23 protein-coding genes and 5 pseudogenes are annotated in these 26196 nt (G+C 61.2%); 7 read left to right on the top strand and 21 right to left on the bottom strand.

The genetic code is table 11. The annotated features are described in order from the left end of the window. Positions 1-53: 53 nt before the first annotated feature. The gene (locus tag FJ979_RS14030) at positions 54-1727 is read right to left on the bottom strand and encodes an ABC transporter substrate-binding protein (RefSeq protein WP_140581618.1); all 1674 of its coding nucleotides are present in this window, start codon (positions 1725-1727) and stop codon (positions 54-56) included. 497 nt (positions 1728-2224) lie between these two features. Between FJ979_RS14030 and FJ979_RS14035 the strand changes: the two genes are divergently transcribed. The 4 genes from FJ979_RS14035 (at position 2225) to FJ979_RS14055 (ending at position 8575) form a co-directional block, all read left to right on the top strand. Next, positions 2225-4645: an FAD-dependent oxidoreductase gene (locus FJ979_RS14035; RefSeq protein WP_140581620.1), complete on the top strand. Its 2421-nt coding sequence runs from the start codon at positions 2225-2227 to the stop codon at positions 4643-4645. Between the two features lie 70 nt (positions 4646-4715). Then, positions 4716-6386, top strand: a complete 1671-nt coding sequence (locus FJ979_RS14040) for an ABC transporter substrate-binding protein (protein ID WP_140581623.1) — start codon at positions 4716-4718, stop codon at positions 6384-6386. A gap of 139 nt (positions 6387-6525) precedes the next feature. Continuing rightward, positions 6526-7887 carry a dihydropyrimidinase gene (gene hydA / locus FJ979_RS14045; protein WP_140581626.1) on the top strand — a complete coding sequence of 454 codons (1362 nt, stop codon included), beginning with the start codon at positions 6526-6528 and terminating at the stop codon, positions 7885-7887. 517 nt (positions 7888-8404) lie between these two features. Next, positions 8405-8575 carry a DUF1330 domain-containing protein gene (locus FJ979_RS14055; protein ID WP_246678959.1) on the top strand — a complete coding sequence of 57 codons (171 nt, stop codon included), beginning with the start codon at positions 8405-8407 and terminating at the stop codon, positions 8573-8575. A 118-nt stretch (positions 8576-8693) separates the two neighbouring features. On the opposite strand, the gene FJ979_RS14060 is transcribed toward FJ979_RS14055, so the two are convergent. From FJ979_RS14060 to FJ979_RS14115, 12 genes and pseudogenes are all read right to left on the bottom strand, one after another. Next, positions 8694-9683, bottom strand: coding sequence for an acetamidase/formamidase family protein (locus tag FJ979_RS14060; RefSeq protein WP_140551882.1), 990 nt, complete (start codon positions 9681-9683; stop codon positions 8694-8696). Between the two features lie 24 nt (positions 9684-9707). Continuing rightward, on the bottom strand, positions 9708-10418 hold the full coding sequence (gene urtE / locus FJ979_RS14065) for an urea ABC transporter ATP-binding subunit UrtE (RefSeq protein WP_140581628.1): 711 nt from the start codon (positions 10416-10418) through the stop codon (positions 9708-9710). Continuing rightward, a complete protein-coding gene (locus FJ979_RS14070; protein WP_140581631.1) occupies positions 10411-11127 on the bottom strand; it encodes an ABC transporter ATP-binding protein in 717 nt (238 codons plus the stop codon). The genes urtE and FJ979_RS14070 overlap by 8 nt, the downstream gene beginning before the upstream one ends. A gap of 2 nt (positions 11128-11129) precedes the next feature. Continuing rightward, on the bottom strand, positions 11130-12188 hold the full coding sequence (locus FJ979_RS14075) for a branched-chain amino acid ABC transporter permease (protein ID WP_140581633.1): 1059 nt from the start codon (positions 12186-12188) through the stop codon (positions 11130-11132). Between the two features lie 5 nt (positions 12189-12193). Beyond that, a complete protein-coding gene (locus FJ979_RS14080; RefSeq protein ID WP_140551984.1) occupies positions 12194-13057 on the bottom strand; it encodes a branched-chain amino acid ABC transporter permease in 864 nt (287 codons plus the stop codon). Positions 13058-13138: 81 nt separating this feature from the next. After that, entirely contained in the window at positions 13139-14368 is a 1230-nt protein-coding gene (locus tag FJ979_RS14085) for an urea ABC transporter substrate-binding protein (protein ID WP_140581636.1), read from the bottom strand. A 17-nt stretch (positions 14369-14385) separates the two neighbouring features. After that, a complete protein-coding gene (locus tag FJ979_RS14090; protein ID WP_140646432.1) occupies positions 14386-15030 on the bottom strand; it encodes an ANTAR domain-containing protein in 645 nt (214 codons plus the stop codon). After that, a complete protein-coding gene (locus FJ979_RS14095; RefSeq protein WP_140581640.1) occupies positions 15027-16187 on the bottom strand; it encodes a transporter substrate-binding domain-containing protein in 1161 nt (386 codons plus the stop codon). Before FJ979_RS14095 ends, FJ979_RS14090 begins: the two co-directional genes overlap by 4 nt. 194 nt (positions 16188-16381) lie before the next feature. Further along, a pseudogene (locus FJ979_RS14100) lies at positions 16382-16567 on the bottom strand (TOBE domain-containing protein); the annotation flags it as partial. 21 nt (positions 16568-16588) lie between these two features. After that, positions 16589-16918, bottom strand: coding sequence for a hypothetical protein (locus FJ979_RS14105; protein ID WP_224704894.1), 330 nt, complete (start codon positions 16916-16918; stop codon positions 16589-16591). Positions 16919-17240: 322 nt separating this feature from the next. Then, a complete protein-coding gene (locus FJ979_RS14110; protein WP_224704893.1) occupies positions 17241-17753 on the bottom strand; it encodes an ATP-binding cassette domain-containing protein in 513 nt (170 codons plus the stop codon). Further along, complete coding sequence (locus FJ979_RS14115; RefSeq protein WP_140581646.1) at positions 17746-18297, bottom strand: hypothetical protein; 552 nt, start codon at positions 18295-18297, stop codon at positions 17746-17748. The genes FJ979_RS14110 and FJ979_RS14115 overlap by 8 nt, the downstream gene beginning before the upstream one ends. A 177-nt stretch (positions 18298-18474) precedes the next feature. Between FJ979_RS14115 and FJ979_RS14120 the strand changes: the two genes are divergently transcribed. Then, entirely contained in the window at positions 18475-19440 is a 966-nt protein-coding gene (locus FJ979_RS14120) for an IS110 family transposase (protein WP_140581648.1), read from the top strand. A 264-nt stretch (positions 19441-19704) separates the two neighbouring features. Here FJ979_RS14120 and FJ979_RS14125 read toward each other — a convergent pair whose 3' ends face one another. The 5 genes and pseudogenes from FJ979_RS14125 to FJ979_RS14145 form a co-directional block, all read right to left on the bottom strand. Further along, entirely contained in the window at positions 19705-20706 is a 1002-nt protein-coding gene (locus FJ979_RS14125; RefSeq protein ID WP_140581651.1) for an IS481 family transposase, read from the bottom strand. Positions 20707-20764: 58 nt separating this feature from the next. Beyond that, complete coding sequence (locus FJ979_RS14130) at positions 20765-21037, bottom strand: hypothetical protein (protein ID WP_140581654.1); 273 nt, start codon at positions 21035-21037, stop codon at positions 20765-20767. A gap of 1 nt (position 21038) precedes the next feature. After that, on the bottom strand, positions 21039-21713 hold the full coding sequence (locus FJ979_RS14135) for a hypothetical protein (RefSeq protein WP_318012531.1): 675 nt from the start codon (positions 21711-21713) through the stop codon (positions 21039-21041). Positions 21714-21736: 23 nt separating this feature from the next. Then, on the bottom strand, positions 21737-22306 hold the full coding sequence (locus FJ979_RS14140) for a hypothetical protein (protein ID WP_318012530.1): 570 nt from the start codon (positions 22304-22306) through the stop codon (positions 21737-21739). Between the two features lie 303 nt (positions 22307-22609). Further along, positions 22610-22957: pseudogene (locus tag FJ979_RS14145) on the bottom strand (FAD-dependent oxidoreductase); the annotation flags it as partial. Positions 22958-22983: 26 nt separating this feature from the next. On the opposite strand from FJ979_RS14145, the pseudogene FJ979_RS32535 reads away from it, so the two are divergent. Next, a pseudogene (locus tag FJ979_RS32535) lies at positions 22984-23316 on the top strand (hypothetical protein); the annotation flags it as partial. Positions 23317-23626: 310 nt separating this feature from the next. Here FJ979_RS32535 and FJ979_RS14155 read toward each other — a convergent pair. From FJ979_RS14155 to FJ979_RS33030, 3 genes and pseudogenes are all read right to left on the bottom strand, one after another. Beyond that, the gene (locus tag FJ979_RS14155) at positions 23627-24460 is read right to left on the bottom strand and encodes a hypothetical protein (protein WP_140581659.1); all 834 of its coding nucleotides are present in this window, start codon (positions 24458-24460) and stop codon (positions 23627-23629) included. 151 nt (positions 24461-24611) lie between these two features. Continuing rightward, a pseudogene (locus FJ979_RS14160) lies at positions 24612-24764 on the bottom strand (IS3 family transposase); the annotation flags it as partial. Position 24765: 1 nt separating this feature from the next. Then, a pseudogene (locus FJ979_RS33030) lies at positions 24766-24946 on the bottom strand (IS3 family transposase); the annotation flags it as partial. Positions 24947-25381: 435 nt separating this feature from the next. On the opposite strand from FJ979_RS33030, the gene FJ979_RS14165 reads away from it, so the two are divergent. Further along, entirely contained in the window at positions 25382-26083 is a 702-nt protein-coding gene (locus tag FJ979_RS14165; protein ID WP_140581661.1) for a hypothetical protein, read from the top strand. Positions 26084-26196: the final 113 nt, after the last annotated feature.

The following is a 26196-nucleotide window of genomic DNA, read 5'->3' on the forward strand; positions in this document are numbered from 1 at the left end:
GATGCAATCGGGGTTGAATGCCCGGTCGCCTCGAAGGCGGCCGGGCAAATTGGTCAGGCGGCGACGACCGCGTAGTCCTTGGCGAAAATATACTGCGAAGGATGGAGTTCGAAACCCTGCACCTTCTTGTCCATCACGGTCGAGAAGATGCGCCAGAATGGCTGCACGATCGGCCCTTCGTCCTGCATGATCAGCTCGATCTTCTCCATCACCTTGGAACGCTCCTTCGGGTCGAGGATGCCTTCGGCCTGGGTGAGCAGCTTGTCGAACTCGGCATTGGAGAAATGCGACTCGTTCCACGCTCCATTGGTGCGGTAGGCTAGGCCGAGCGTCATGATGGCGAGCGGGCGATGCCCCCATGCCGTCAGGCTGAACGGCGCGCTGGTCCACACTTCCCAATACTGGGCGCTCGGCAGCGACTTGATGTTGGCTTTGATGCCGATGTCCTTCAACTGCTCGGCCATCGCCTGTGTCGTGTTCAGTTCCCAGATCGGATCGGGCCTTGTCACGACGTCGATCTCGAAGCCATCGCCCTGGCCGGCGTCGGCCATCAACTTCTTTGCCTTCTCGATGTCGCGCGGCCATTTCGGCAGCGCGGCATACTCGGGATGCGACGGCGCCACGTGGTGGTCTTCCGCCGGCGTGCCGGCGCCGAGCAGGACCGTCTGGATGATCTTGTCGCGATCGATCGCGTAGCGCATGGCCTGGCGCACGCGCTTGTCCTTGAATTGCTCGACGTCGGGATGCATGCGCATCACGATGGTCTGCGTGGTTTCGACCTTATGGATCGCGACGTGGGGGAAAGCCTTCATAGAATTGATCTGGACCGCGTCGGCTTCCGACAGTCCGTCAACCTGCTTGGAGGCCATTGCCGCGATGCCGGCGCCCGGATTGTCGCCGAGGTCGACGAACTCGAACGTGTCGAGATGCGGCGCGCCGCCCCAATAATCAGCTCGCGCCTTGTATTTCGCGCCCTTGCCGACCGTGTATTCGACGATCTCGAACGCTCCGGTGCCATTAGCGCTCGGACCGAAGGCGCCGTTGTCCTTCGGGTCGAGAATGAACATAGGATAGTGGAACAGGTGTTCGGCGACCGCGATCTGCGGCGAGAACAGGTTGAGCCGCACCGTGCTGTCGTCGACCTTCTCGATCGCCTTGTCGGACCACAGCCGGCTCGACTTCTTGGGATTGCCCTTGTCGTCCTTTTCGCCGGTGTCGTATTCCTCGACCAGGTAGCCGGTGAACAGGCCGAGCACGGAGGACCCGACAGCCGGATCGCTGACCCGCTTCAGGTTCCAGACCACGTCGTCGGTGTTCAGCGCTCTGCCGTCGCGCCATTTCACGTCCTTGCGGATGTGCAGCGTCCAAGTCTTCAGGTCGTCGCTGACGTCCCACTTTTCGAGCAGATAGGGACGGGTGATGTTGTTGCGGTCGGTGAAGGTCAGATATTCGCAGACCTGGCGAATGATGTTCGACTTCTCGGCGAAGTCGGCCAGATGCGGGTCCTTGATCTCCATGCAGCGCATGCCGATGCGCAGGTTTCCGCCTTTCGGCAAATCCTGCGCGCGGGCCTGCGTCGACGGGTCGACGAGACCGGCCATGGCATAGGCCGCTCCGGCCGAAAGACCGAGCAGCGTCGACTTGCGCAGGAAGTCCCTGCGGCTGATCGCGCCGTCGTTGAGCTGATCGACGAGTGTCGGGATATACGCGTGTGGAGCCTTATCCAAGATATTGACCTCCGAGTTGTCACAATGCGCTGGTTGGATGGGCGTCCCGGCGCTGCCGTTCGGTCGGCAAGGAACCGAATTCGCTGGCGGACGCGCAACTCCAAGGCCCGTGGTGACAATGCGTGGTCGGCGAAAAGGCTTGCCGGAAAACCGGCCTGTCCCCATGCCGCGGATGCATGTCCATAGCGGTGGCTCCCATTCGTGGCGCCGTTGATACAGCTGCTCATTTCCCCACTAGAAGCTACACCGGGCCCCCCTGTCCACAAACGAAGATTAATGTGGCTATGACCTCGTTTTTTTTGGCCAAAATCATAGCCGAAACCGGGATTGGCGCCCAATTGCAGGCTTTACAGCCATTTGTCGGGCTTTCTACACTGCCGATAGTCGAAAAAGTGAGGTCATGCCGGCGAACGTAAGCCGAGCCCAGCCCTCAGTCACCATCATGCCAATTGCAAATCTGCCTGCCCTCGGACCTAGAGCCAAAAGGAACACGTGAAATGCGGACCCATGCCCAGGCTGTTGTGATCGGCGGCGGTCTGATCGGATGCTCCATCCTTTATCATCTCGCGAAACATGGCTGGACCGATGTCGTGCTATTCGAGCGCGATGAACTGACCTCGGGCTCGACTTGGCACGCCGCGGCCAACATCCACGGCCTGCACGACTCCACCAACATCAGCCGTCTGCAGCATTACACGATGGCGCTCTACAAGGAGCTGGAGAAGGAGACGGGGCAGGGCTGCGGCGTCTTCCAGCCGGGATCGCTCTACCTTGCCCAGACCGAGGCGCGGGAACATCAGCTCAGGCTGCAGGAGGCCAAGGCCCGCCGCTACAAGATGAATTTCTACGAGGTCGACCGGGCCGAGGCTGAGCGGCTGCACCCGCTGGTGGATTTCGATGGCATACGCTGCATCATGTACGAACCCGAGGGCGGCAACGTCGATCCTTCGGGCGTCACGATGGCCTATGCCGCCGGCGCGCGCCAGCGCGGCGCAGAGATCCACCGCTTTACCCCTGTGACAGGAACGGAGCAGCAGCCGGACGGCAGCTGGATCGTGCGCACCACCAAAGGCGACGTGCACGCGCAATGGGTGGTCAACGCCGCCGGCCTGTGGGGACGCGAGGTCGCCGCCATGGCCGGGCTGGAACTTCCGCTGATCCCCACCGAGCACCAGTATTTCGTGACCGAGACCATCCCGGAAATCGCCAATATGGGCAGGCGCCTGCCTTCGGTCGCCGACCGCGACGGCGAATACTACCTCCGCCAGGAGGGCCTTGGCCTGCTGATCGGCGCCTATGAGCGGGCGATGAAATTCTGGGCGGAGGACGGCACGCCGCTGGATTTCGGCCATGAGCTCTTCCCCGACGATCTGGAGCGCATCGAGGAAAACATGATGCGCGCCATCGCCCGCGTGCCGGCGGTTGGCGCCGCGGGCATCAAGAAGGTCATCAACGGGCCGATGATCTGGTCGCCGGACAGCGCGGCGCTGTTCGGTCCCGTGCCGGAGTTGAGGAACTATTTCTGCTGCAACGGCCTCATCCCTGGCTTCTCGCAATCCGGCGGACTCGGCAAACTCGCCGCAGAGTGGATGATCGAGGGCGAGCCGACGCTCGACATGTTCGGCTGGGATCTCGCCCGGTTCGGCCACTGGGCAAGCAAGGCCTTCGTCAAGGCGCGGGTGCAGGATCAGTACAGCCACCGTTTCAAGATCCATTTCCCGAATGAGGAGCGCGCGGCAGGGCGGCCGGTGCGGACGCGACCGGCCTATGCCATGCAGAAGGATAAGGGCGCAGTCTTCGGCCTGAATTTCGGCTGGGAGCATCCGCTGTGGTTCTCGACCGACGGCGAGCCTCGAGAAGAGACGATAGGGTTCACCAGGCAGAACTGGTGGCATCCCGTCGGCCGCGAGGCGCGCATGCTGCGCGACCACGTCGGCGTTATCGATGTTTCCAACTTCGCCAAATACGAGGTGAAGGGGCCGGGTGCCGAGGCTTGGCTGAACGCACTCTTCGCCAACAAGATCCCTGCCAAGGTCGGCAAATCCTGCCTGACGCCGCTGATCGGCAAGCGCGGCGGCATTGCCGGCGACTTCACGGTGACCAAGCTCGGCGAAGACGAATATCGCATTTTCGGCTCCGGCATGGCCGAACGCTACCATCAGCGCTTCTTCAAGATGGTGCCGTTGCCTCCAGACACCACGTTCCGCTCGCTGACCGAGGCGATGTGCGGCTTTAATGTTGCCGGACCGAAGTCGCGCGCGGTGCTGCAGCGACTTGCCAATGACGATCTGACGACCGAATCCTTCCCCTTCATGGCATCGCGCCGCATCACCGTTGCACGCGTCGATGTCATCGCATTGCGCGTCTCCTTCACCGGAGACCTCGGCTGGGAACTCTACTGCGAAGAGAAGGACCAGACTGCCCTTTACAGCGCGTTGCTCGACGCCGCGCGGCAGGAAGGCGGCGGGCCGGTCGGCTCGCGCGCGCTGATGTCACTCAGGGTCGAGAAAGGCTACGGCAGTTGGGGTCGCGAATATTCGCCCGAATACTGGCCGCAGGAGGTCAGGCTCGACCGGCTGGTCAAGATGGACAAGGGCGACTTCCTCAATCGGGGCGCCTATGCTGCGCTGGCCTCCAAGCCGGCGCGCGACGAGTTGATCATGATCTCGATCGAGGCGGAGGATGCCGATGCGACGGGCGGCGAGCCGATCTTCCTGCCGGACGGCACGCCGGTCGGCCAAGTCACGTCCGGCGCCTATGGCTACCATGTCGGCATGTCGCTGGCGCTTGGCTACGTGAAGGCGGGCTCCGTCAAGTCCGGAGAAGCGGTCACGGTCGCGATCCTCGGCCACCCGCACAAGGCCGTGTTGCTCGACCGGCCGCCTTTCGACCCCGATGGCAAGAGACTGCGGGCCTGATTATGAAAATCGTGGCGCGCCAAAAGGGTTATCGCATGATCTAGACCTGCGGCAACTGGGAGGTAATACCGTGGAAAAAGCATCGCATCCCTATATTCCTACGCTTCTCGACCAGATGAAGGACGGCCGGATCGGCCGCCGCGACTTTCTCAGGAAGGCAACGCTGCTTGGGCTTTCGGCGACGGCCGCCTATGCCATGGCGGGGCTGCCCGAGCCTATGTCCCAGGCTCGCGCCGAGGATATGCCGAAAGGTGGAAATCTGCGGATCGGCATGCGTTGCCAGGAGATCAAGGATCCCCACACCGTCGACTTCTACGAGAAGTCCAACGTCATCCGCCAGGTTTGCGAATTTCTGACCTTCACCGATCGCGATAACATCACCCGTCCTTACCTTCTGGAGAAATGGGATGTCAGCGACGACCTGAAAACCTGGACGCTGCATGTTCGCAAGGGCGTGAAATGGCACGACGGCAGGGACTTCACCGCCGACGACGTCGTATGGAACCTCAAGCGTGTCTGCGATCCCAAGGTCGGCTCTTCGATGCTGGGCCTGATGACGGGTTACCTCGTCGAACAGTACGATACGGGCGAGAAGGACGACAAGGGCAACGCAAAGATGTCGAGCCGCCTGTGGTCCGACAATGCCATCGAGAAGGTCGACGATCATACCGTCAGGCTGAATTGCAAGTCGCCCCAGGTGGCGGTGGCGGAACATTTCTTCCACTACGCGATGCCGATCATCGATCCCAACAACAATGGTGCGTTCGGCGTCGGCACGAACGGAACCGGGCCGTTCGAACTCATCGAGTACAACATCGGAAAGAACGCCAAGTTCAAGGCCAGGACGGACTATTGGGGCGGAGGCCCGTACCTCGACACGTTCGCCTTCGTCGATCTTGGTGACGGCGCCGGGGCCGGCATCGCCGCCATGGCCTCGAAACAGGTCGATGGCCTGTCGACTGCGGATCGCGTCGAAATCAACTCGATGAAGAGTTTCCCGCATGTTGCCGTCTACAGCGTCCCGTCGGCCCAGACGACGGTCGCGCGCATGCACCCGGAAGGTCCGTTCGCCGACAAGCGCGTGCGCCAGGCGATGAGGCTCGCCGTGGATCGCAACAAGATCATTCAATTGGCCCTGCTCGGCGGTGGAGCGGAAGGGGAGGATCACCACGTCGCCCCGTCGCATCCGGAGTATGCTCCGTTGCCCAAGATCGATCGAGACGTCGAGAAAGCGAAGAAGCTTCTGGCCGACGCCGGATTCCCGGATGGGTTCGAGCACGACATGATCACGCGCTCCGAACCGGCCTATGAGGTCGCCATGGCTCAGACGCTGGTCGAGCAGTTCAAGGACATCGGCGTGAAGATCAACATCAAGACCCTGCCGAATGCCCAATATTGGGACATATGGACCAAGGTTCCGTTCTCCATCACGGGATGGAGCCATCGGCCGCTCGGCATCATGACGCTGGGGTTGGCCTACCGCTCGAACGTGGCATGGAACGAGTCGCATTTCTCCAACGCCGAATTCGACAAGCTGCTGACCCAGGCCGAGGGCATCCTCGATCCGAAGGAGCGCTCCAAGGTGATGGAGAAGATCGAGCTGATCCTGCAGGACGAAAGCCCGATCATCCAGCCTTACTGGCGCGACCAGCAGACCGTGATGGACAAGAAGGTGAAGGGCTTCGAGAAGCACCCGTCGGAGTTCATCTTCGCCAAGGATTACGCAGTCGTGGCGGCCTAGACAGCGCCGGCTCGCCGTCGACTGGAAGACGGTTCACGCCCTCCCGAAATCTCTGGGAGGGCAGGGACCTTGCCCCTATCGGCGTCGCATCACGCGGTGCGCCCCTCTGAATTCTCACCAAGCTGAAGGTGGAAACTCCATGAGCTACGATCTGGCTATCAAAAACGGCACGGTGATCACCGCCAATGATACGTTTCTTGCCGATGTGGCTATAAACGGCGAACAGATCGCTGCCATTGGGCAGGGGTTGGTCGGGCAGAGGGAAATCGACGCGCGGGGTCGTTATGTGCTTCCCGGAGCCATCGATGCGCATGTGCATCTGACTGACCCGCGCTACGCCCCGCTCTATACGCCGGGTGCGGATTCGTTCGGGGTCGGCAGCAGGGCCGCTGCGATCGGCGGCGTGACGACATTCGTCGATTTCGCGTCGCCCTATGCCGGCGTCAATCTCGTCAAGGAATTGGATGTCCGGCAAAAGGAGGCCGAAGGCGAGGCGGTGATCGACTATGCGTTCAACCTCACGATACGCGACACCGACCCGTCGCGAATTGGAGAATTGCACGACATCTTCGATCGCGGGGTCACCTCCATCAAGATGTTCATGGCCTATGACGGCTATCGGCTGAACGACACCACCATCTTCAGCGCGATGGAAGTCATCGCCGAACGCGACGGCCTCGCGGTGGTCCACGCCGAAAACGACGACATCATCAGGATGCTGAAGGCCCGTCTGGCGAAGGAAGGCAAGACCGGCACGGAGTGGTATCTGTCGACACTTCCTTCCGCGACCGAAGGCGAGGCCGTCCATCGCGTGATAGCCTTCGCGGCCTACACCGGCGCCCGCCTGATCCTCTATCACCAGACCTGCGAGGAAGGCGTGCGCGAGATCAGGCACGCCAAAGCACGTGGTCAGAGCGTGTATGGCGAGGTCTGCGTGGCCTATCTGGTTTACACCAGCGACGACTATGAGCGAACCCTGGCCAACGGTTTCTCCATCCAGACCAGCCCGCCGATACGGGAGAAGCGCCATCAAGATGCGCTTTGGCAGGCTCTCGCGGACGGCACTCTCGACATCGTGTCCACCGACCATGGTCCGCGCAAGCGGCCCCCGGGCCAACCCGCCCATGGGATATCGGGTATCGAGGCCCGTCTGGCGCTGATTCATCATTTCGGCGTGAACGCAGGCAGGCTCAGCCTCAACAGGTGGGTCGAGGTGTGCTGCACCAACCCTGCGAAAATCTTCGGCCTCCCCAAAAAGGGTCAGCTCCTGCCCGGCTACGACGCGGATGTGGTGGTGTTCGATCCGAACAAGGAATTCACGTTCTCGGCCGAGACGCTCCATTCCGACATCGATTACAGCTCCTACGACGGCATATCGGTGCGTGGATATCCGCAAATGACGATCAGCCGCGGCGAGGTCGTCGCAGATGGCGGGTCGTTCGTGGGCAAGCCCGGGCGTGGCCGGTTCATCGAACGGGGAACAGGGAAGCGCTCCTCATAGAGGTTGCGCAAATACGCCAGGCTGTCTTCGCCGCGCCAAACGCGCGGCACGCCGCAGCGCGGCGCTTGCCAGAACTAGGCTGAATCGACATTCAGCGCATCCATAGCATTGCTGCGGCGAGGTGGATGAAAGCAAGGAAGTGGAGGGCGCGACGACCGAAGCGCGTTGCGCAGCGTCGCTGCGGCATGTTCGATGTCTCCGCCAGGACCGACAATAGCGGCCTTGCCATAGGAGACGACGGGTTTCGAAAGAAGCATCGCCGCCTCGCGCACGAGCAGTTCTCCGGGTTCGGCGCCATAGGAGACAAGCTCCAACAGGTCTTCGGCAGCCTTGCCTGCCAGCGGGTTCTGGACAACGGCGCACGCGGCGGCGCGCGTGGCCGCGGAGTTGTCTACGCTAGGAAACGGTCGTCGCCGGAGGAGAGTCAGATGAAACAGAAAGCCTACTGGATTGCATCCTCGAGCTGTTCGGCAAGTATGGCGGCAGATATCTTGTAAGGGCAGGGCGTTCGAAGGTTGTGGAAGGCCAGGGGCGGGACCGTAACATCATCATCGAGTTACCGGACTACGACACCGCGCTCGCCTGCTACGAATCCCCGGAATACCGGAAGGCGATTGCCCTTCGGAAAGACGCGTCGATCAACGATATAATTGTTGTCGAGGGCGTGCTCTCGGATCCTTTGCAATGATGGTCGCAGACTGAACGCCGACAGCACTCTGTTGCCTTCGGTGCGCAGGACATGACCGACATTGGCGATGAACCGGCCGCGCTAGTTCAGCACCGAAGATCCGGCTTCGAAAAGATCGTCACGCCAGGTAGTGCTTCAGGATGGAGGCACCCAGCGTGTATTTCGGGTCCACCATGTTGCCCAGCCTGACCCGGCCGACCTGTGTCAGAAGCATATAGGCGTCGAGCTCGGTGAAGCCGTATTCGGCGGCCATCCAGCGGACCAGTTCGCGATAGGCGATGCGGACGGCGTCCTCCATCGGACGCCCGGAACCGATCGTCATGATCGACTTCTCGTTCTCGAGCCGGGCCCATTTGAAGTTCCAGCCCTTGATAAGGTCGATCTGCACGGTCGTCACGGTCGGGTGCTCGATGGCGACGCCGCAAAGCTCGCCGTCACCCTGGTTGGCGTGGCAGTCGCCGAGATAGAGCAGGCCGCCGGCCGCATTGACCGGCAGGTAGATGACGGCGCCGGGTGCGACATCCGGCAGATCCATGTTCCCGCCGTAATAGTCCGGTTGCAGGGAGGAGATCGCCTCGATCTCCGGGGAGGTGCCGATCGTGCCGATGAAGGGCTCGTAGGGGATCGTGATCTTGTCGTTCCAGACCACGCCCTTCTTGGCATCGACATGCAGCTTCTTGACCCGCTCGGGAAGGGGTGCGTTGAGCACGGCCGTATCGCCGGTGCCCACCAGCCCCCCGAATTCGGTAATCAGGCAGGTGGTGCCGCATGGCTGTTCCCCGCGGGGGCGGACCTCCTTGATGTAAACGGCCAGGCAGTCACCCTTTTCCGCGCCGTTGACGAAGATCGGTCCGTTCTGTGGATTGAGATAGGGGAAATTCAGAAGCTTGCTGGGTACGTCCGTTTCCTTCCTGATGACGCCCTCGAACGCGTCATGTGTCTCCACCGACACCTCGGCGCCGGGATCGACCCGCAGCACCGGCTCCACATAGGGTCCGTAGACATAGTGGTACTTCCCCTGGTCGGCCTCCGTCATGTTGTGGACGGTCTTGACCTTTCCCTTGGCGACGCCCCGTCTAGCCATGATCGAGTTTTCAAGCCAGGACATTTGTCTCTCTCCTTATGATCCGGCCTAGACGGCCAGGTATTTCCTGATGGTGTCGCGGTCTTCGAGTTCGTGCGGCGTCACATGCGCGACGATCCTGCCCTTGTCGATCACGTAGCAGCGCTGGGCCAAGGCCTTGATCATGTCGAGGTTCTGCTCGACGAACATGATCGTCATGCCGCTGTCCCTGTTGAGTTGCTTGATGATGCGGCCGATGTCCTGCACGATCGACGGCTGGATGCCTTCGGACGGCTCGTCGAGCAGGAGAAGTCGCGGCGATCCGACGAGGACGCGTCCGATGGCGAGCTGCTGCTGCTGGCCGCCGGACATGGTCCCGGCTTGCTGTTTCGATCTTTCCTTCAGGATGGGGAAGAGCTGGTAGATGTGCTCGTAGATGTCGGGCGCGACGCGCCCCTTCATGGATTCCCCGACCTGGAGGTTTTCCCGAACCGACATGCGGGGGAAAACGTCTCGCCCTTGCGGGACGTAGCCTATCCCGAGCCGCGCCCTGCGGAATGGCGTCAGTCCCGTCAGCTCGGTCGAATCCAGCCGGATTGTCCCCGCCATGCTGTCGACCAGCCCGATCAGGGTCTTCATCAGGGTCGATTTGCCGACGCCGTTGCGGCCTATGACGGCCACGATCTCGCCCTTGGCGACCTCGAGGTCGATGCCCTGCAGGACCGGCTTGCCGCCATAGCCGGCGCGAAGGCCTTTGATCTGGAGCAGGGCCTCAGTCATGGTTCTGTCCCAGATAGATGGCCGCGACCCGATCGTCGGCGACGATCTCGTCGATCGTGCCTTCGGCGAACAGCCGCCCGAAATGAAGGACGGAGACCCGCTGGGCGACTTGGCGAACGAACGCCATGTCGTGCTCGACGGCAAGCACCGTCATGCCCTCGGCGTTGAGCTGCTTGACGATCTCGCCTGTCATGAAGGTTTCCTCGGGGGACATCCCCGCGGTTGGCTCGTCCAGAAGCAGCAGCTTGGGTTTGAGGCTGATGGCCATGCCGATCTCCAGCCACTGTTTGAAGCCATGGCTGAGGTTGCCCGCCAGCTGAAGCGCCACCGGCCGCAATTGCAGGAAATCGAGCAGCCGCTCAACTTCCTCGTCGAGCGTCGCTGGCCCGACACGGTGCTGCAGGGCGATTTCGAGGTTCTGGCGGGCGCTCAGCGCGCCGAAAATGCCCGGCACCTGGAATTTCACGCTCATGCCCCGGTTGATGCGCTGGAACGGCTTGAGGTGCGTGATGTCCTCGCCGTCGAACAGGATCGTCCCGCTCGAGGGCTGGTGCTCTCCCAGAAGGAGTTTGAAGAAGGTGCTCTTGCCGGCGCCGTTCGGCCCGATCAGGCAGTGGATCTTGCCGGCCTCCAGCGAGAAGCTGACGTCGGCGGCGACATGAAGGCCGCCGAAGCGTTTGTTGAGTTTTTCCGTCCTGAGCAGCGCCATCGTCACTTGCTCCCGCCCTTGCGCGAAAACAAGGAGGCCAGGAGCAGCCCTGCATTCGCGACAAGGCCCTTGGGGGCCAGCAGGACCGTGCAGACCAGCAACAGGCCCATCACCACCAGCGCGTACTGGCTGCCGTAGATCGTCAACGCCTGGAAGGCGGATAGGACGACGAGCGTGCCGATGAGCGTCGCCGTGAGATCCGACCGGCCGCCAACCGCCACCCAGATGATTGGCAGCGCCGCCGAGGTGATGCCCATGGAGGAGGGCGTGATGTATTGGCCCCAACTGGTATAGAGCACGCCGCTCAGCCCGGCGAGGGCAGCGCCGAGGATGAAGGCCGCAAGCTGGTATCTGCGCACGTCGTAGCCCAGCATTTCGGCGCGTCCGGGATTTTCCCGGATGGCGACCAGCACGTTGCCGAACTTGGAATTGACCAGCACGCGCAGGCCGAGATAGACGGCGACGACCAGGCCTAGAACCACGTAGTAGAGGCCGATGTCGGGAAAGAGCACCAGTTCGCCGCCGAACCAGGGCAGGGTGAGCGGCGGCATGCCGCTCATGCCGTTGAAGCCGTTGAGCCGCGCCGATCCGACTTTCCATTCCGGACCGGCGGTCTGCGCCATGAAGCGCTCGAGGGCGAGCGTGACCGACAAGGTCACGATGCCGAGGAAGATGCCGCTGATGCGACCAAAGAACAGGAAGTAGCCCAGGATTGCCGCGAACAGCGCCGCGATCGCGACGGCGAGCAGGACAGAAACAAGGCCGAGACCGGAGGCGGTGCCGAAGTTGATCGTTAGGATGCCGTAGCTGTAGCCGGCGATGCCGAAGAACGCGGTCTGGCCGAAGGACAGCGAGCCGCCATATCCCCAGATGACGCTGAGGCCGAGCGCCATGAACGTCCAGTTCAGGAAGTAGATGTTGTTGCCGACATCATAGCCGTCGGCGAACAGCGGATAGACGAGGGCGGCGACGAGAACCAGCCCGAACAGGCTCCAGAACACAGGCCCGCGGCCCATGGTCTGCGGCCCCTCGAAGCGTTTGAAAATCCGTGACAGCATCATCTTGCCTACGCTCGGTCCTTGAGGATCAAGCCGGTGATGCCCTTGGGCAGCAGGCGGATGACCAGGATGACCGCCAGCAGAAGGCCGATCTGCCCGGCCAATTGGCCTTGCCAGGACGTCAATGAGGCCTTCACGACCGCGAGCAGCGCCGCGGCCGGAGCGGTTCCGATGAAGATGTCGGCTCCGCCCACCACGACCGTCACGAAGGCCTCCATGATGAACGTCGTCCCCATCGTCGGCACCATCGTCATGGTGGGGGCATAGATGCCTCCGGTCAGGCCGGCCAACGCCGCGCCGATGCCGAAGGTCAGGGCGTAGACGCGGTTCGTGTCGACGCCGAGCGCGCTGGCCATGTGCGGCGCCTGGATGGTCGCCCGCGCAAGCACGCCGAAGCGGGTCTTGTTGAATATGAAATAGAGGAGCAGCAATACCGCCAGGGCGGTCGCGATAAGAACCAGCCGGTAGTAGGAGAAGGACAGGTTCCCCACCGTGAAGCTGCCGAGCGGCGTGCCGACGCCGCGCATGGTCGGACCGAACAGGATGAGCGTACCCTGCGAAGCGATCAGGCTCACGCCCCATGTGGCGAGGATGGAATCGAGCGGTCTGGCGTAAAGCCTGCGCACGATGAGCCGTTCTATGACGATGCCGACCAGTCCCGCGAACAGGCTGCCGCAGATGATCGCAAGGGGCAGCGGTATGCCCCAGCGAACCGCGAAGACGGTCACATAGGCGCCGCACATGATGAATTCGCCATGGGCGAGATTGATGACGCCCATCATGCCGAAGATGACAGCGAGCCCGCAGGCCGACAAGACGAGGAAAGCGAAGGCGTCACCGAACTGGTAGGCCGACGATACGAGTGCTGTCATGAACTGCATGGGCGGCTCCGGTCCAACAGGCGGGCATGCCGCCGGGCGGGCACGACGATGCGCCCGCCCGGCAAGTCGGGTCTACTGCTTGGGCGGAGGATTGGATGGCGTGTACTGTTCCATCGGGTCCGACTTCGTCAGGTCGCAGCCGGCTTCGCCCAGCCAGTATGGCTTGATGTCTTCCCAGACTTTCGGGAAGTCGATCGAGTGGTCCTTGTTGACATGGGCGAGAAAGATGGTGTGCGACATGTGCTGGCTCTTCGGGTCGAGGCAGACCTTGCCGGACGGGCCATCGAAACAGACGTCGCCCTGGGCGATGACCTTGCGCAGATCGTCACGCTTGGTCGAACCGTTCGCGCGCTCCACCATCTCCTTGTAGAGATTCATGGCGATGTAGGAGTTCGCGGCTTCCTGGTTCACGTATGGCTCGTTGGGGAACTTCGCATGGAACTTCTCCAGGAAAGCCTTGCTGGCCGGCGTGTCGACTTCCTCGATGTAGTTCGTCGTCACATACATGTTGGCGAGGCTCGGCGGGGTGAAGCGCTTGTGCTCGTAACCCTGGCCGACGTTGACCGATGACGCCATGGGCAGACCGAGATTGGCCGATGACGCCTGTTCGTAGTAGGACGCCTGCGCGGCGCCGACTAGCAGCGTCACGACGAAGGAAGGCTTCGCGTTCTGGATGTTCTGGATGGTCTGCGAGAACTGCGAGACGCCGAGCGGGATGAACTCCTCGCCGACCATCTCGCCACCATTCTCCTTGACGATGTTGCGGACCCATTCGGCAGAGATCTGGCCGAAATTGTAGTCGGCCGCGATCGTGTAGACGCGCTTGCCGTACTTCTCCATCATCCAGGGGATGAGGGTCGAGAACTGCTGTTCCGGCACGGCGCCGGTCACGATCATGTGCGAGTCGCACACGCCGCCTTCGTACTGGTTGTTGTAGAAGGCCAACCCGTCAAGCTGGTCGACGATCGGGCGGTAGGCTTCGCGCGAAGCCGAGGAGAAGCCCGCGAAGACGACATCGACCTTGTCGCGCTGCAGTACGCGGCGCATGAACTCCTGGTATCTGTTGTTGTCCGACTGGGTGTCGTAGATGACCAGCTCGATCTGGCGCCCGGCAATGCCACCCGCCTTGTTGATCTCGTCGGTCGCGAGTTGGATGGCGTGGACCTTGCCGATGGTCGCCGCGGCGAAGTCGCCCGACTGATCCTCGAGAACGCCGATCTTGATCGGGTCCGCGGCGTAGGCCGCTCCCGAGAGGGCAAAGGCGCATGCCAGCGTCCCGGCCCGTAACCACTTTGCAGTCATATCGATTTCTCCTCCGGTTACAGTTTTTTTGCGTAGGGTAAGCCTGTCCCGATGGGCGGCTCGGCTTCATCCAAGTCGGGACCATGGGCCTGGACGAACGATGCACAGAACTCCTCGATGCTTTGCCGCGAGCGCATGCTTTCACGACGTAGATGATCGTAGGCGGCAGCGTGGTCGCTGCCGGTGCGTTGCATGACGATCAACACCGCCCTGACCAAGCTCCTGCGCAGGAGCCGGCGCCGCTCGTATTCCTCGACACGATCGGCGAGATAGCGCCGGCGGCGGAACTCATTGATGCCGACGAACAGCGCCGAATAGACGGTCGCCCGATGGACCGGCTTGCGCAGGGTGGCCGTCGCGCCAAGTTGCATGAGCCACCGCAGCCGGCTTGGCGCCTCGACGCCGATGATGCCGATGACGGGCAGGCAGCGGCTGGGCTCCGATGCTCCCGTCTCGACGGTGACGTTGAGATCGGAATCGATGAACAGCACGTCCTTGTCGCTGGGATCGATCTGGATCTTGCAGTCATTGATCTCGGCGGCGGCGGAAGAGATGCCAAGCTTCGCCAGCATATCCAGGAGCTGTTCCACGGCCGCGGGCTGCTCCGTGGCGATCGTGGCGCGATAGCCGATGAAATTTTGGATGATCCGCGGCTCGCTCATTTGATTGACCTCAGCTTCGGAACGCTGTTGCGGACCGCGTAGCGTGGGGTGGTCTGAACGAGATACGGATCGGGCTGGACGGGACGGTTTGCCTGCCAAAGGATTTCGAACTGGCCCGAGGCTTTGGATCGGCCGATGCGTGGCGTCAGAAAGGCGTGATTGGTGGGGCCGTCCACGCTGACCGTTCCCTGAGGAGCGTCTATCGAAAGCGTGGGAAGCGTGAGCCGCACGGCTTGGACGTCGTCCGACCCGGCCGCGGCGATAGCGGCTGCGAGCATCTTCACCGCGACATAGGAAGCCTCGGCATCCGCCGATGGCGCGGCATCCTGCCAGCGTCGACGGTAGGCGCCGATGAAACGGCGGTTGGCGGGGGTGTCTATGGAAGAAAAGTACACGCTCGAGCTGATGTGCCCATCCATCGCGCGGTCGCCGATCTCGCCCAGTTCGGGTTCGGAAAGGCTGCAGCCGACGGCAGGCATTTCGGCGGGCTGGTCGATGCCGCGCTCGATGCACGCGGCGCGGAAATCCTGGAAGAAGCGGTAGGCGCTGGTGCCGATCAGCGTGTTGAAGATGAAATCCGGCCTGGCGTCGAGGATCGAGGCGATGGTCTTGGAGAAATCTGTGTCGCCCACCGCGTGGTAGCGTTCGGCGAGGACGGTTCCGCCGGCTACCGACAGCCCCTCGCGCAGGATGCGGTTGTTCTCCCAGGCCCAGATATAGTTGGAGCCGATGCAGTATGCCCGCCGGCCCATATGGGTAAGCAGGAACTCGATCAGCGGAATGATGTGCTGGTTGGGCGCCGCACCCGTGTAGACGACGTTGGACGAACTCTCGAACCCCTCGTAATGCGAGGGATACCAGAGCAGCGCGTCATATTTCTCGAAGAGGGGGATAACGTCCTTGCGGCTGGACGAGGTGTAGCAGCCGACGACATGGCGCACGCCGTTCCGGCCGAGAAGCTCTTGGCTCGAAACGGCGTACTGGCCGAAGGAACCTGCCGGATCGGCCACGATCGGCACCAGGTCGAAAGGAAAGTCGGGAGACGCCCTTATCTCATCGAAGGCGAGCATCGCGCCGTTGAACATGGAACGCGAAACCACGCCGTAAGGCCCGCTTTGCGAGAACAGGACGCCAATATGGTACTGCGTTCTTGCCATGACCCCCTCGACGCAAAAAGACGCCCAACAGTCGGCACTGTGGGCGTTCTTGCCATCAATATGTCACGCAATTTTCGCGCTGCATGGGCTCATTTGCCCTGCGCATTGTCATACTTCAATGAAACATTAGCCGTGTCAAGCATCGATGCGGCGGCCTCTGCAAACGCATCGCGGTCCGGCGATCGGGAGAATGCTCAGCCGCCGCCGATCAGCACCGCGTCGGCAGGCTCGACGACTACGGAAACCGCGCTGCCGTCGGCGATCAGCCTCGTCGTATCGGGCGATGACACAAACAGTTCCATGGCGGGATCAACGAGGCCGACGCGGTATTCCATATGGTTTCCGAGATAGGACGATTTCAGCACGGTGCCGGCAAGGCTGTCCGCCGCGGCGGCGAACTTTCAGCCGCGCCGGTCCCGCCTGGACTCGACATGCTCGCCGTCCGTCGGCCACGTCACCGGTATGAGGTTGGCGTCGCCCATGAAGTCGGCGATGAAGCGGTTGTCCGGCTGGTTGTAGAGCTGGCGCGGCGTGCCGTCCTGCGCGATCTTGCCTGCATTCATGACGATGATGCGGTCGGAGACGGCCAGCGCTTCCTCCTGGTCGTGGGTGGCGTAGGCCACGGTCAGCTTCAGCTCCTGCTGGAGATCGCGGATTTCTTCGCGCACGCGCCGGCGCAGCTTGGCGTCGAGGTTCGACAACGGCGACGCGCTACTTGCGCGTGAAGTCATGTGTGAGGCCGTCGCACTCTGACGGTCCGAAGTCGCCTGACATGACCCACCTCCAATTCAGTACGATCGCCCTCCACGGCCATACTGACGATCTCGGCCACCACGTCCAGTACCCGCCGCCGCCACTGCGGCAGCTAATGCGAGCACTGTCGCCACCGCAGCCCTCGGTAACATTGATCGGTGAGGCAATAGGAGGGGTCAATTTCTCATTTCGCCTGACATGGAGCTTGGCAAGCATCGGAGCCGCCGCGCTCTGAAGAGCTAGCCAAGCGGCTCGCCCTTAACTCGTAACGAGCCGTTGGGTGCGCTGACAGAGCAAACGTCACGCTGCCTCCCCTAAATGATGAGCGGCGGCGAGCCGAGTAATGCTGCCGCGATCGAGATCTTCGCACGGGTGCCGAGCGAATTCTCCGATCGGCCGATCGAGCCACGGGTCGAGTGCGAGCCGCGAGACGAGATCGCTACCAGGCCAGCCGGTAGCGCTCCAGGAACGGATCGAGGCGACGAGTTCGAGATATTGCCGCCCGGACAGGAACGGCGGCAGGTCCGGGGCATCGATGGCGAGCCCGAAGCGAGCCTTGGCGCGCTCCGGCGCATGCGCCAGCGCGATGTCGTCGATGGTGACGGTTCCCGATCGAGGGCGGATCTGGCCGGTCATGGTTTTGATCAGGGTCGATTTGCCGGAACCGTTGGCGCCGAGAAGCCCAAGAATGTCCCCACGCCGCAACGTGAGGTCGATATCGGTGATTACCAGCCGTCCGCCATAGCCGACGCTGAGGTCCGACAGGGCCAGGAGGGCCTGGTCGGCGTGTGTCTTGTTGGTCATCTCATCCATGATTGTATCTCTGCCGTGCCCAGTACCCTAGCCACAGCACCAATGCGGCAAAACCGATGATAACGGTGCGGCCGTATTCCAGGGATTCGTAGCTCGTGTAGGCGATCGCTGCCAGGAAGCTGATGGATGCGACCAGCGGCGTGTTCAGGAAATACGCCGCGAACACCGCATAGGTGCCGTTGAGGATCAGCAGCCACACTCCGCTTGCAGCCGGTATCGCCCATGATGATGGCTCGGCCGCCAGCGCGGCACTGGCGGGCACGAAGAAGAATGCAGCCAACAGTATCAGTGGAAGCTGGATGAGCCGCAACCACGCTCGCGCAAAACCGATCGGTGCGGTGCGCAAGACCGGCGAGCCGAGAGGATGACAGCGCAGGCAGAGCATGAAGACAAGCAGGCCGCCGGCAAGACCGACCGTAGCCCCCACTTCGGCATGATGTTGGACCAATGTGGTGGCTGCCGAGACCGCGGCAACCAGCTTGTCGCAACCGTGGCGGTGACAACACGCCATGTCGGCGTCAGTTGGCCGGCCGGCAGGCACCAAGCCCATGCGCTCAGCCGAGCTGGTCGGCCGCGATCGAGGAAGCCTAACGCTACATGTTTAGATGGGGTATTCGGCTGTCCGAGCCCCTCGTTTCCCCGTTGAGGTGCTGCGCTTCGAGCTGATGGTAAACGTGGTCTGTTTTGGAGCAGCCACAAGCATCAGATGGAGAAGCGCAGCATGTCATATTATGTTGGCCTGGACGTCTCGGTCAAAGAGACCTCGGTTTGTATCGTGAACGACGCCGGCAAGATTTGCCGTGAGACCAAGATCCCGAGCTATCCCGACGATTTGGTGAGGTTGCTCAATGATCCTGCGATGCCAGCGACTCGCATCGGTCTTGAAGCCGGGCCGCTGTCACAGTGGCTGTTCAGCGGGATGGCGGAAGCCGGGCTACCGGTGGTTTGCATCGAGACCCGGCACACGAAGGCCTACCTGAAGGCGCAGGTAAACAAGAGCGATCGCAACGACGCCCGTGGCATTGCCCAGATGATGCGGGTCAACTTGTTCCGACCCGTGCATGTGAAGACGCTCACCAGTCAAAAGCGCCGGGCTTTGCTGACTGCGCGCAAACTGTTGCAGGAAAAGGCTGTGGCAATCGAGAATGATATCCGGGGGCTGCTGCGCAACTTCGGGCTTAAGGTTGGCATTGTGAGTGTAATCAAGTTCGGCGAGCGTATCCGTGAGCTTGTCGATGGCATCTCGCAGGGAAAATATTCGATTGTGAAGGGTGACCCTGTTTGCAGACGATTGATGACCGTGCCCGGGGTGGGTCCCGTTGTTGCGCTGGCTTTCAAAGCCACGATCGACATTCCGGCACGCTTCAGAAATTCGAAGGCTGTGGGTCCTTCTCTCGGTTTGACGCCGCGGCTGCATCAATCAGGGGAAGACCATCGCGTCGGACGTGTCTCACTGTGCGGCGACGCTATGATGCGGACGCTGCTTTATGAAGCCGCGCAAGTCTTGTTGACCGTCGTGAAGAAGTGGTCGTGGTTGAAAGCGTGGGCGATGAATGTTGCCAAACGCCGTGGTCGACAAAGGGCTACAGTCGCTCTTGCACGCAGATTGGCGGTCATCATGCACAGGATATGGATTGACGGCAGCGAGTTCCGCTGGGCTCGAGAAGATACGCCAGCGGTGATGTAGCTGATTCATCGAAGAACAGAACGCAACGACCAATAACGGAATCCGCCTTGGGGTGGATAGATGTCCTTCGCGGGACGGAGGATGAGGAAGAGCGTGCCGGGACTCGTGTCGGCCATGGCAACATGGTGAGAACGCTGTTTAGATTGCTCCCTTCATTCCAACTGATCCCATCCTGGGAGGGCCAAAGCGCCGATCCCGAAGAGAAGCGAGGCCCCGCGAAGGCACCAAAACCCCTTGGATGAGGGAGCTCGAAAGCGCTTGACTTCAACACGCCGAATAGAGAAGTCCCGGCATTTGCTGGATCGGGTTGAGAGTGAAGCGCTCGGGCTGGGAAGCCCATGCCTTGCAGATGAACTCGTAGGGGGTGAGACCTTTGAGGGTCTTGAGCCTGCGACCGAAGTTATAGGCTGTGACGAAGTCGGCAAGGTGCCGACGCAGTTGGTCGTGATCGTCGTAGTGGAAGCGCTTGACCGTTGCGTCCTTGATGGTGCGGTTCATGCGCTCGACCTGGCCGTTGGTCCAAGGATGCTTTGGCTTTGTGGTCCGATGTTCGATATCGTTCTTGGCACAGGTGTATTCGAAGGCATGAGCCCGGAATATCTCACCGTTGGCGATCGCTTCCTTGATCAGTGGAACGGCCGAACCGCCAGCTCCTGGCGTGGTGAACTGTATGCCGTTGTCGGTGAGCACGGTATGGATCTTGTAAGGGACGGCGGCAATCAGGCGTAGCAGAAACTCTTTGGAAATGGCTGTCGGAGCCTTCTCGTGCAGTTCGACGAAGGCAAATTTCGAGGTCCGGTCGATGGCGACAAACATGTGTAGCTTGCCCTGCTCGGTTCGGACCTCCGCGATATCAATGTGGAAGAAGCCGATCGGATAGGCCTTGAACGTCTTCTTCGCCGGCCTGTCGCCTTCGACATCCTGCAATCGGCCGATGCCGTGGCGCTGCAGACAGCGGTGCAATGAAGAGCGTGTCAGATGCGGGATTGTCGGCTGCAATGCGTAGAGGCGATCATCGAGCGGCAGCAGCGTGTGCCGGCGAAAGGCGACAATAACGGCTTCTTCCTCGACAGACAGAACCGTCGATCTCGGCTCCCTGGGGCCGGTGGGTAGATCGGCGGTCGAACTCCGCTTCTTCCACTTAGCGACCGTCTTAGGATTGATGCCGTAGCGCTTCGAAAGCGTCCTCAGGCTCGCTTGACTATGCTGTATCGCTCGACGGATCGCCTCTGTCGTTGTGGCGCTCCCATGCAGAACCTGGCCCATAGCGCATCCTTTGATTCGGACGACAATGATGAACCATCAAAACCTGGGATCAAACATTCTAATCGGTGCGAAAGTCTGTCGCGAGCGTCGCGTGGCTCATGCGAAGCTGGGCGATCGCGGTGTTGGCGGTCACCTCTTCAGTCCCGGCTACGAACCAGTCGACCATACGACGTGCAATCTCGCGCGCAAAATCGCCGCTGGCCGAACCCGACATCGATCCATCGAGAACGATGGCCAGGACGGCGTCGCCGCAGATGCCTATGCCTGTATGGTCTCGGTTGTCGGCCGTCCGCGTTCCTTGGCGGCAATGCCACTGGATTTGCAAGGTCATGTCAGCGCGCTTTGAGGGTGCTGATCGCGACCAGCCGCTGGTAAACGATGTCGACACGGCCCGCCGGTCCGCGAATGTTTCCCTCAAGGAAATGGTCGAAGTTCGGATCGTTGAGTAGCGCCGCAATCTGTTTGGCGATGTAGACCCGGATCTCCGGCTCTGCTTTCGCGATCTCCTCGACGAGCTCTTCCCGCCCGTCGACCAGAAGGAGAATGTCCTCGGCGTCTCGGCTGCCGATGAGGTCGCCTTCGCCTCGTCCGCGGTAAGCCTCCAACTTGGTCGCGACAAACAGCTCCGGAGTAAGGCGCCGGATCTTCAGCGCCTTCTCCAGCTCTTCTGGCACGGCCGTCTCGATCCCTTTTGCGTACCAGCGATTGCTGAAGCCCAGGATCGCCTTGTCGTCCGGCATGAAGTCTACCTTGAACTCGCCAAGCTTCATGCGGCAGATGACGGTGTCATCAACCGCTTCGGTGAAGCCGCGTGCGCGCAAGTGCTCCGTCAGCTCGACCCATTCTGCAAAGCCAGCGAGATCGACGATCAGGTCGACATCGTCGGTCGCTCTCACCCCTTCGAGAACGATGGGGTCGGTGATGTAGAGCGCGGTCGTGCAGCCGCCGACGAAGACCAGACGCGCGCGCAACTCCTCGCCGAGCGCCTCGGCGACGGTCTTCAGCATTGCTTTCAACTGACCCTGGACTGTCATTCCAGCCTCTGTGCGAGCAGGTCGGCGGCGTGCTTGCTTTCGCGCTGATTACCGATGCGGATCGCGTCGATGAGGGCGAGATAGGCATAGAGCCGCTTATCTTTCTCGCAGGCCTCCGGCACGCTTTTGAAGAGCGGATCGACCGATTGACCCATGTCTTTTGCGTGCGCGTACGGCCAGACGCAGATGAGATTGCCGGCGCTGTGCAGGGATTCACGCAGCACGGGGGCGGCGAACGCCGTCGGCAACCCACGCTGCATGGCGCCGGGTTTCGCCGGAAAGACGAATTTCAGACCGTGGACGATGAACTCGCGCAGATGGCGCCGGCTCGGTTTGGTCCGACCTGTCTTCCTGTCCTTGATCGCGAGGCCCGACACGATGCTGCGCTTGAGCGAAGCGCTGATCTCGGTCTTGCTGATTCCGAGTGCTGCTTCGAGAGCGCGCACGGAATAGGGGTCCTCGCCCGCGGCTAGCCCGGCCGGTGGAGATTCATGACCGATATCCTTTGCGTCGTCCTCCAAGCTCGCTAGCTTGAAAAGGACGACAACATCCTGGCTCTTCATCATCAGCGCCGTCCTCTGTCCTCGGACAGAGGACACTAAGCACTGCGCAGCCCCCCTGTCAACGATCCCGCCTGTGAAGCGGGTTGAGCGGGCGGTACAGCAGCGCAACCGGTCTTTAAGCTTTGTCCTCAGTCCCGGGACAGCGGACAAGCATGGGATTGGCGGAGCACACCAGGATAGCGGCTCATGTTCCGTTCCGACACTGCGCCGATTACCAAGAACGGCGGTCCTGTCGCCTCACACGACGGCGTACTTCCTTCCCCACAATTCGAAAGCTCGCATTCCGCCTTCCATTGTTTCGGGTTAACCCTCGCATCCGGACCAGGTGCGGATGACCGCGACCCGCGCGATTGCCGGCACCAGCCGCGCGACCGCGCGCAGTTGCAGCGGAAGGCGCGTGGGATCGGCCGTCGCATGGCCCGGCTCCAGGTCCACCTGCACCCTTTTGGCCGCGCCGCCGAACACGATATTGCCCCGCTCGACTTGACGGAGATAGGCGCCGTGATCCTTGTCGTGGGTCCAGATGCCGACCACTGGCAGGATCCGATGCGGCAGCGGTTCGGTCACCTCCATCTGCGGGCCGCGGGCATCGAGCGGAACCTCTTCGCCGAATTGTTCAGCGATGCGCGCGCCCCAGGCTCCGGCGGCGTTGAGGTGCGCAAGCTGCGCTAAACCTGTTGGAATTCAGCCGCTACATTGACAATAAGGCCGATCTCATTCCGAACTATGCCGAACGGCACCGCTATGGCGAGGTCGTTTCGACGGCTTTCGTCGAGTCAACGTTCAACCAGGTGATCGCCAAGCGTTTCGCCAAGAAGCAGCAGATGCAATGGACGCCGCGCGGCGTCCATCTCCTGATGCAACTGCGAACCCGCGTCTTCGACGGCAATCTCCACAACAACTTCAAGCGCTGGCGCGAGACGCGGCAGAAATCTGAAAAAAAATGCACTCAAGCCGGCCGCCTGATGACCCCCAACTTTTTCATGCTCCCCAGATTGACCGTGCGGCCCTGAACCAGCGCCAGGATCAGAACCGCCAGCGTTTCCAGTCGCGAATCGCGCAGCACGAAATGACTTTTTGGGGTCTCGACGAGGCGGCGTGAACCGTTGCTTGACATGGGAGGATCCTTTTGGCGAAGAATCCCCTATTCAATCACTTCAAACCTTCCTCGCCCTTGACGTCGTGTACTGTGGCCGAGGCAGGGGTGCGTGAGCTTTTCGCTCAGGCGCGCACCGGTGCGTCACTGTCGCATTTCTAACTTGCTGTCGATGTCGCGTCTCTAATTCGCTTGACACAAATAGAGATTGGAAACGAGACTTCGAATTACCAAAATTCTCGTTCGGAATTGTTCTCGAAATCGTAGATCTCGCTCGCCAATCTGTTCTGCAATCGCTCCATCTCTTTGACTGTCTGTCCGCCGGAAAGACCGTTACGCTCGATGCCATCGCAGGCTTTGGCCAAATTCTCGGCGGCATCCTGAATTGATTCGGTATCATAAGAGCACAGGAATTCCGCTGTGCATTCTTCATCTGCAACGGTCTTGGCCCGCTTGAGCGCCGCTTTGGCCATTTCACACCCGAACCGATTTAGAACCATGGTCTGCGAGGGCTTGGTGCTGACCCAGTACGCGGGGTCTCTGAAGAAGCCCGTCAGGTTCTCGAACGTCAGATCCCCTGCAATCTTGTATATCCCCAGAGCGTCTTTCGTTATTGCAAGATCGTGTTTCCTGGCGAGGCTCTGGACAACGGACAAATTGTCCTCCGAGATGGTCGGGACGTTCAGAACCCAGTGCCCCTTTGTGAACTGGAGATAGCCGAATATGGTATCCCCATCCTTGGGCATAAGAGCCACAGCGTTTATTTCCTCTCCCTTCACACCACATTGCAAACAGCCGAATATTCCAAGGGCTCCAAAATGCGCCTCTGCAGGGTCTTTGTCGGGAGCGGGAAACGCAATCTGGTAGAGTCCTTGCTTATCATGATGGACGGTGAAGACCTGCACCTTCTCGTTCTCTCCCGTATAGTAGATGTCATCCAGCGGCTTTTCGGGTTTGAAGTTGGCGGGCATCTGATTGAGTGGCTCGCTCTCCACGCAGCCGATCAAGAGCAGTGCAGCCGCTAGACTGCTGATGGTTCCCAACGAGGACAGGATTTGCACTGTACGCCCCAGCACATGTTGCGCGGGAACAGTAGCACAGCCGAAACTGGGCTAGAACACCTACTTAGGAAGGTAGCAGCGCACCGCTGAGAGGGCGCCGGCACGCGGCCAGTGAACCGCGCCTGGTTTGCCGGAGGCTATTTCGTTTGAGTCATGCTGCCATGGCCGGCTCTTCCGGGACGGCATAGTAGCGTTCCTCGCCTTCGGCCGGCGGGATGTTGCCGACGGGTTCCAGCAGCCGGCGATTGTTGAACCGGTCGACCCATTCCAGGGTAGCGAACTCCTCCGCCTCGAAGGATCGCCAAGCCGGCGCGCACGCCACCGTCCACCTCCGCCTTCTTGACCCACTCATTGAGCGACTGCGCCGTGCAGCCGACCTTGGCCCCGATCGAACAAACCGCCGCCCAGCGCGACCGATGCTCGCTCTCGTGATCCAAAACCATCCGCCGCTCGGGCGCGGACCTCCGGAGAAAACCTGTTCGTCATCTTGCTTGTCATGGCTCCACTTTCTCAAGGTTCGGAGCCTCCGGCAAACCCGGCGCGGTTCAGGACCTTTGGTGGAGTCCAATTTCGCACGCCGATTTACAGAATGCGTATGGAATCGCTCTTTCTTACTCTGATGCATTTCAGTTGTGGCCGCGCCGAGTGCTTTCGCTGCCATCTTGAGGTCGTCGACGCCGTGAAAGATCAGCCGTACAAAGTTGTGCGCTGCACCTTCGTCGTTGGGAGGTCATGCTTGATAGTTCCAATCGTCAGGGATTCCCCTGAACCGAACACACTACTCCCTTCGGCTAAAATGACTTCCTGAGATTGGAGCTGTATTCTGGTTCTTTTCGAAGGAGACAGCTGGTCCGACGCGGTACGGATCGCCAATTCCAGGTCCAGCCCCGCGCCGTCGCAAAAGCAAGCAAGGGGGTCCATATGACTGACCACACATTGATCCATGGAACGGCTTCGATAGGCCGTAACATCCTATGGTGTGCAGGGATCGTGTTGGCGAGTTTCCTCAACCTCGCGCCTGCGGCAGCGGCAGATGCTGAAGCATCCGCCCGGACAGCGGGACAGACTGCCGCGACATCGCAGCTCGAAGGGACCTATTCAGTCCAGGGGACCAATCCCGACGGCTCGCGATATGCGGGTGCCTGCAAGGTCACGAAGGTCGGCGAGAACCGCTTTCGGTTCGAATGGTCAGTTGGCAATAGCTACAAGGGCGAAGGCTTGCTGAAGGGTGATATCCTTACCGTCGACTGGGGAAGCGACGCGCCCGTTATCTACCAGGTGAGACCGAATGGAAAACTTGAGGGGAGTTGGGCAAGGGGCCGGGCAACAGAGGTCCTCGCCGAGCGGAAAACGGTCGTAACCCGTACTCCCGATGCCGCGGATGGTTCCGGTTCGGTGTCTGATCCGACCGTTGAGGTGATGAAAGGCATTCTTACAATACTGGGAGCGGCTGCATTGAGGAAGGCGCAGCAGTCGCCTGGCCCCGGCGCCGACGATTCCAATGCGGCAATCGAGGAAAACCGCAAGACAGAGGAAGAGATGCGTGAAGATCAAAGACACTGGAACTGCCTGACCGCGCAGGGCTTAGGCGACGAGTCGGGAATGGCACTCAACGGATGCTAGAATCCTTCCGTGCCAACGGGAAGGCGAGGTGCTTGCGGTCGGCAAGGGCGGACTCGGAAAGGCTGTAGCGCTTAACTGGATAGCCGCCCAAAGCGGAGCTGCCTATTGAGAAG

Origin of the sequence: Mesorhizobium sp. B1-1-6, from assembly GCF_006443035.1 — a bacterium.
Lineage (GTDB): Bacteria > Pseudomonadota > Alphaproteobacteria > Rhizobiales > Rhizobiaceae > Mesorhizobium.

Bases quoted from the DNA above. Each gene is read 5' to 3' on its own strand.
- FJ979_RS14035 (WP_140581620.1), top strand. From the start codon at position 2,225: ATGCGGACCCATGCCCAGGCTGTTGTGATCGGCGGCGGTCTGATCGGA.
- hydA (WP_140581626.1), top strand. From the start codon at position 6,526: ATGAGCTACGATCTGGCTATCAAAAACGGCACGGTGATCACCGCCAAT.
- FJ979_RS14060 (WP_140551882.1), bottom strand. From the start codon at position 9,683: ATGTCCTGGCTTGAAAACTCGATCATGGCTAGACGGGGCGTCGCCAAG.
- urtE (WP_140581628.1), bottom strand. From the start codon at position 10,418: ATGACTGAGGCCCTGCTCCAGATCAAAGGCCTTCGCGCCGGCTATGGC.
- FJ979_RS14070 (WP_140581631.1), bottom strand. From the start codon at position 11,127: ATGGCGCTGCTCAGGACGGAAAAACTCAACAAACGCTTCGGCGGCCTT.
- FJ979_RS14075 (WP_140581633.1), bottom strand. From the start codon at position 12,188: ATGATGCTGTCACGGATTTTCAAACGCTTCGAGGGGCCGCAGACCATG.
- FJ979_RS14080 (WP_140551984.1), bottom strand. From the start codon at position 13,057: ATGACAGCACTCGTATCGTCGGCCTACCAGTTCGGTGACGCCTTCGCT.
- FJ979_RS14085 (WP_140581636.1), bottom strand. From the start codon at position 14,368: ATGACTGCAAAGTGGTTACGGGCCGGGACGCTGGCATGCGCCTTTGCC.
- FJ979_RS14090 (WP_140646432.1), bottom strand. From the start codon at position 15,030: ATGAGCGAGCCGCGGATCATCCAAAATTTCATCGGCTATCGCGCCACG.
- FJ979_RS14095 (WP_140581640.1), bottom strand. From the start codon at position 16,187: ATGGCAAGAACGCAGTACCATATTGGCGTCCTGTTCTCGCAAAGCGGG.
- FJ979_RS14105 (WP_224704894.1), bottom strand. From the start codon at position 16,918: ATGACTTCACGCGCAAGTAGCGCGTCGCCGTTGTCGAACCTCGACGCC.
- FJ979_RS14110 (WP_224704893.1), bottom strand. From the start codon at position 17,753: ATGGATGAGATGACCAACAAGACACACGCCGACCAGGCCCTCCTGGCC.
- FJ979_RS14120 (WP_140581648.1), top strand. From the start codon at position 18,475: ATGTCATATTATGTTGGCCTGGACGTCTCGGTCAAAGAGACCTCGGTT.
- FJ979_RS14125 (WP_140581651.1), bottom strand. From the start codon at position 20,706: ATGGGCCAGGTTCTGCATGGGAGCGCCACAACGACAGAGGCGATCCGT.
- FJ979_RS14130 (WP_140581654.1), bottom strand. From the start codon at position 21,037: ATGACCTTGCAAATCCAGTGGCATTGCCGCCAAGGAACGCGGACGGCC.
- FJ979_RS14135 (WP_318012531.1), bottom strand. From the start codon at position 21,713: ATGCTGAAGACCGTCGCCGAGGCGCTCGGCGAGGAGTTGCGCGCGCGT.
- FJ979_RS14140 (WP_318012530.1), bottom strand. From the start codon at position 22,306: ATGATGAAGAGCCAGGATGTTGTCGTCCTTTTCAAGCTAGCGAGCTTG.
- FJ979_RS14165 (WP_140581661.1), top strand. From the start codon at position 25,382: ATGACTGACCACACATTGATCCATGGAACGGCTTCGATAGGCCGTAAC.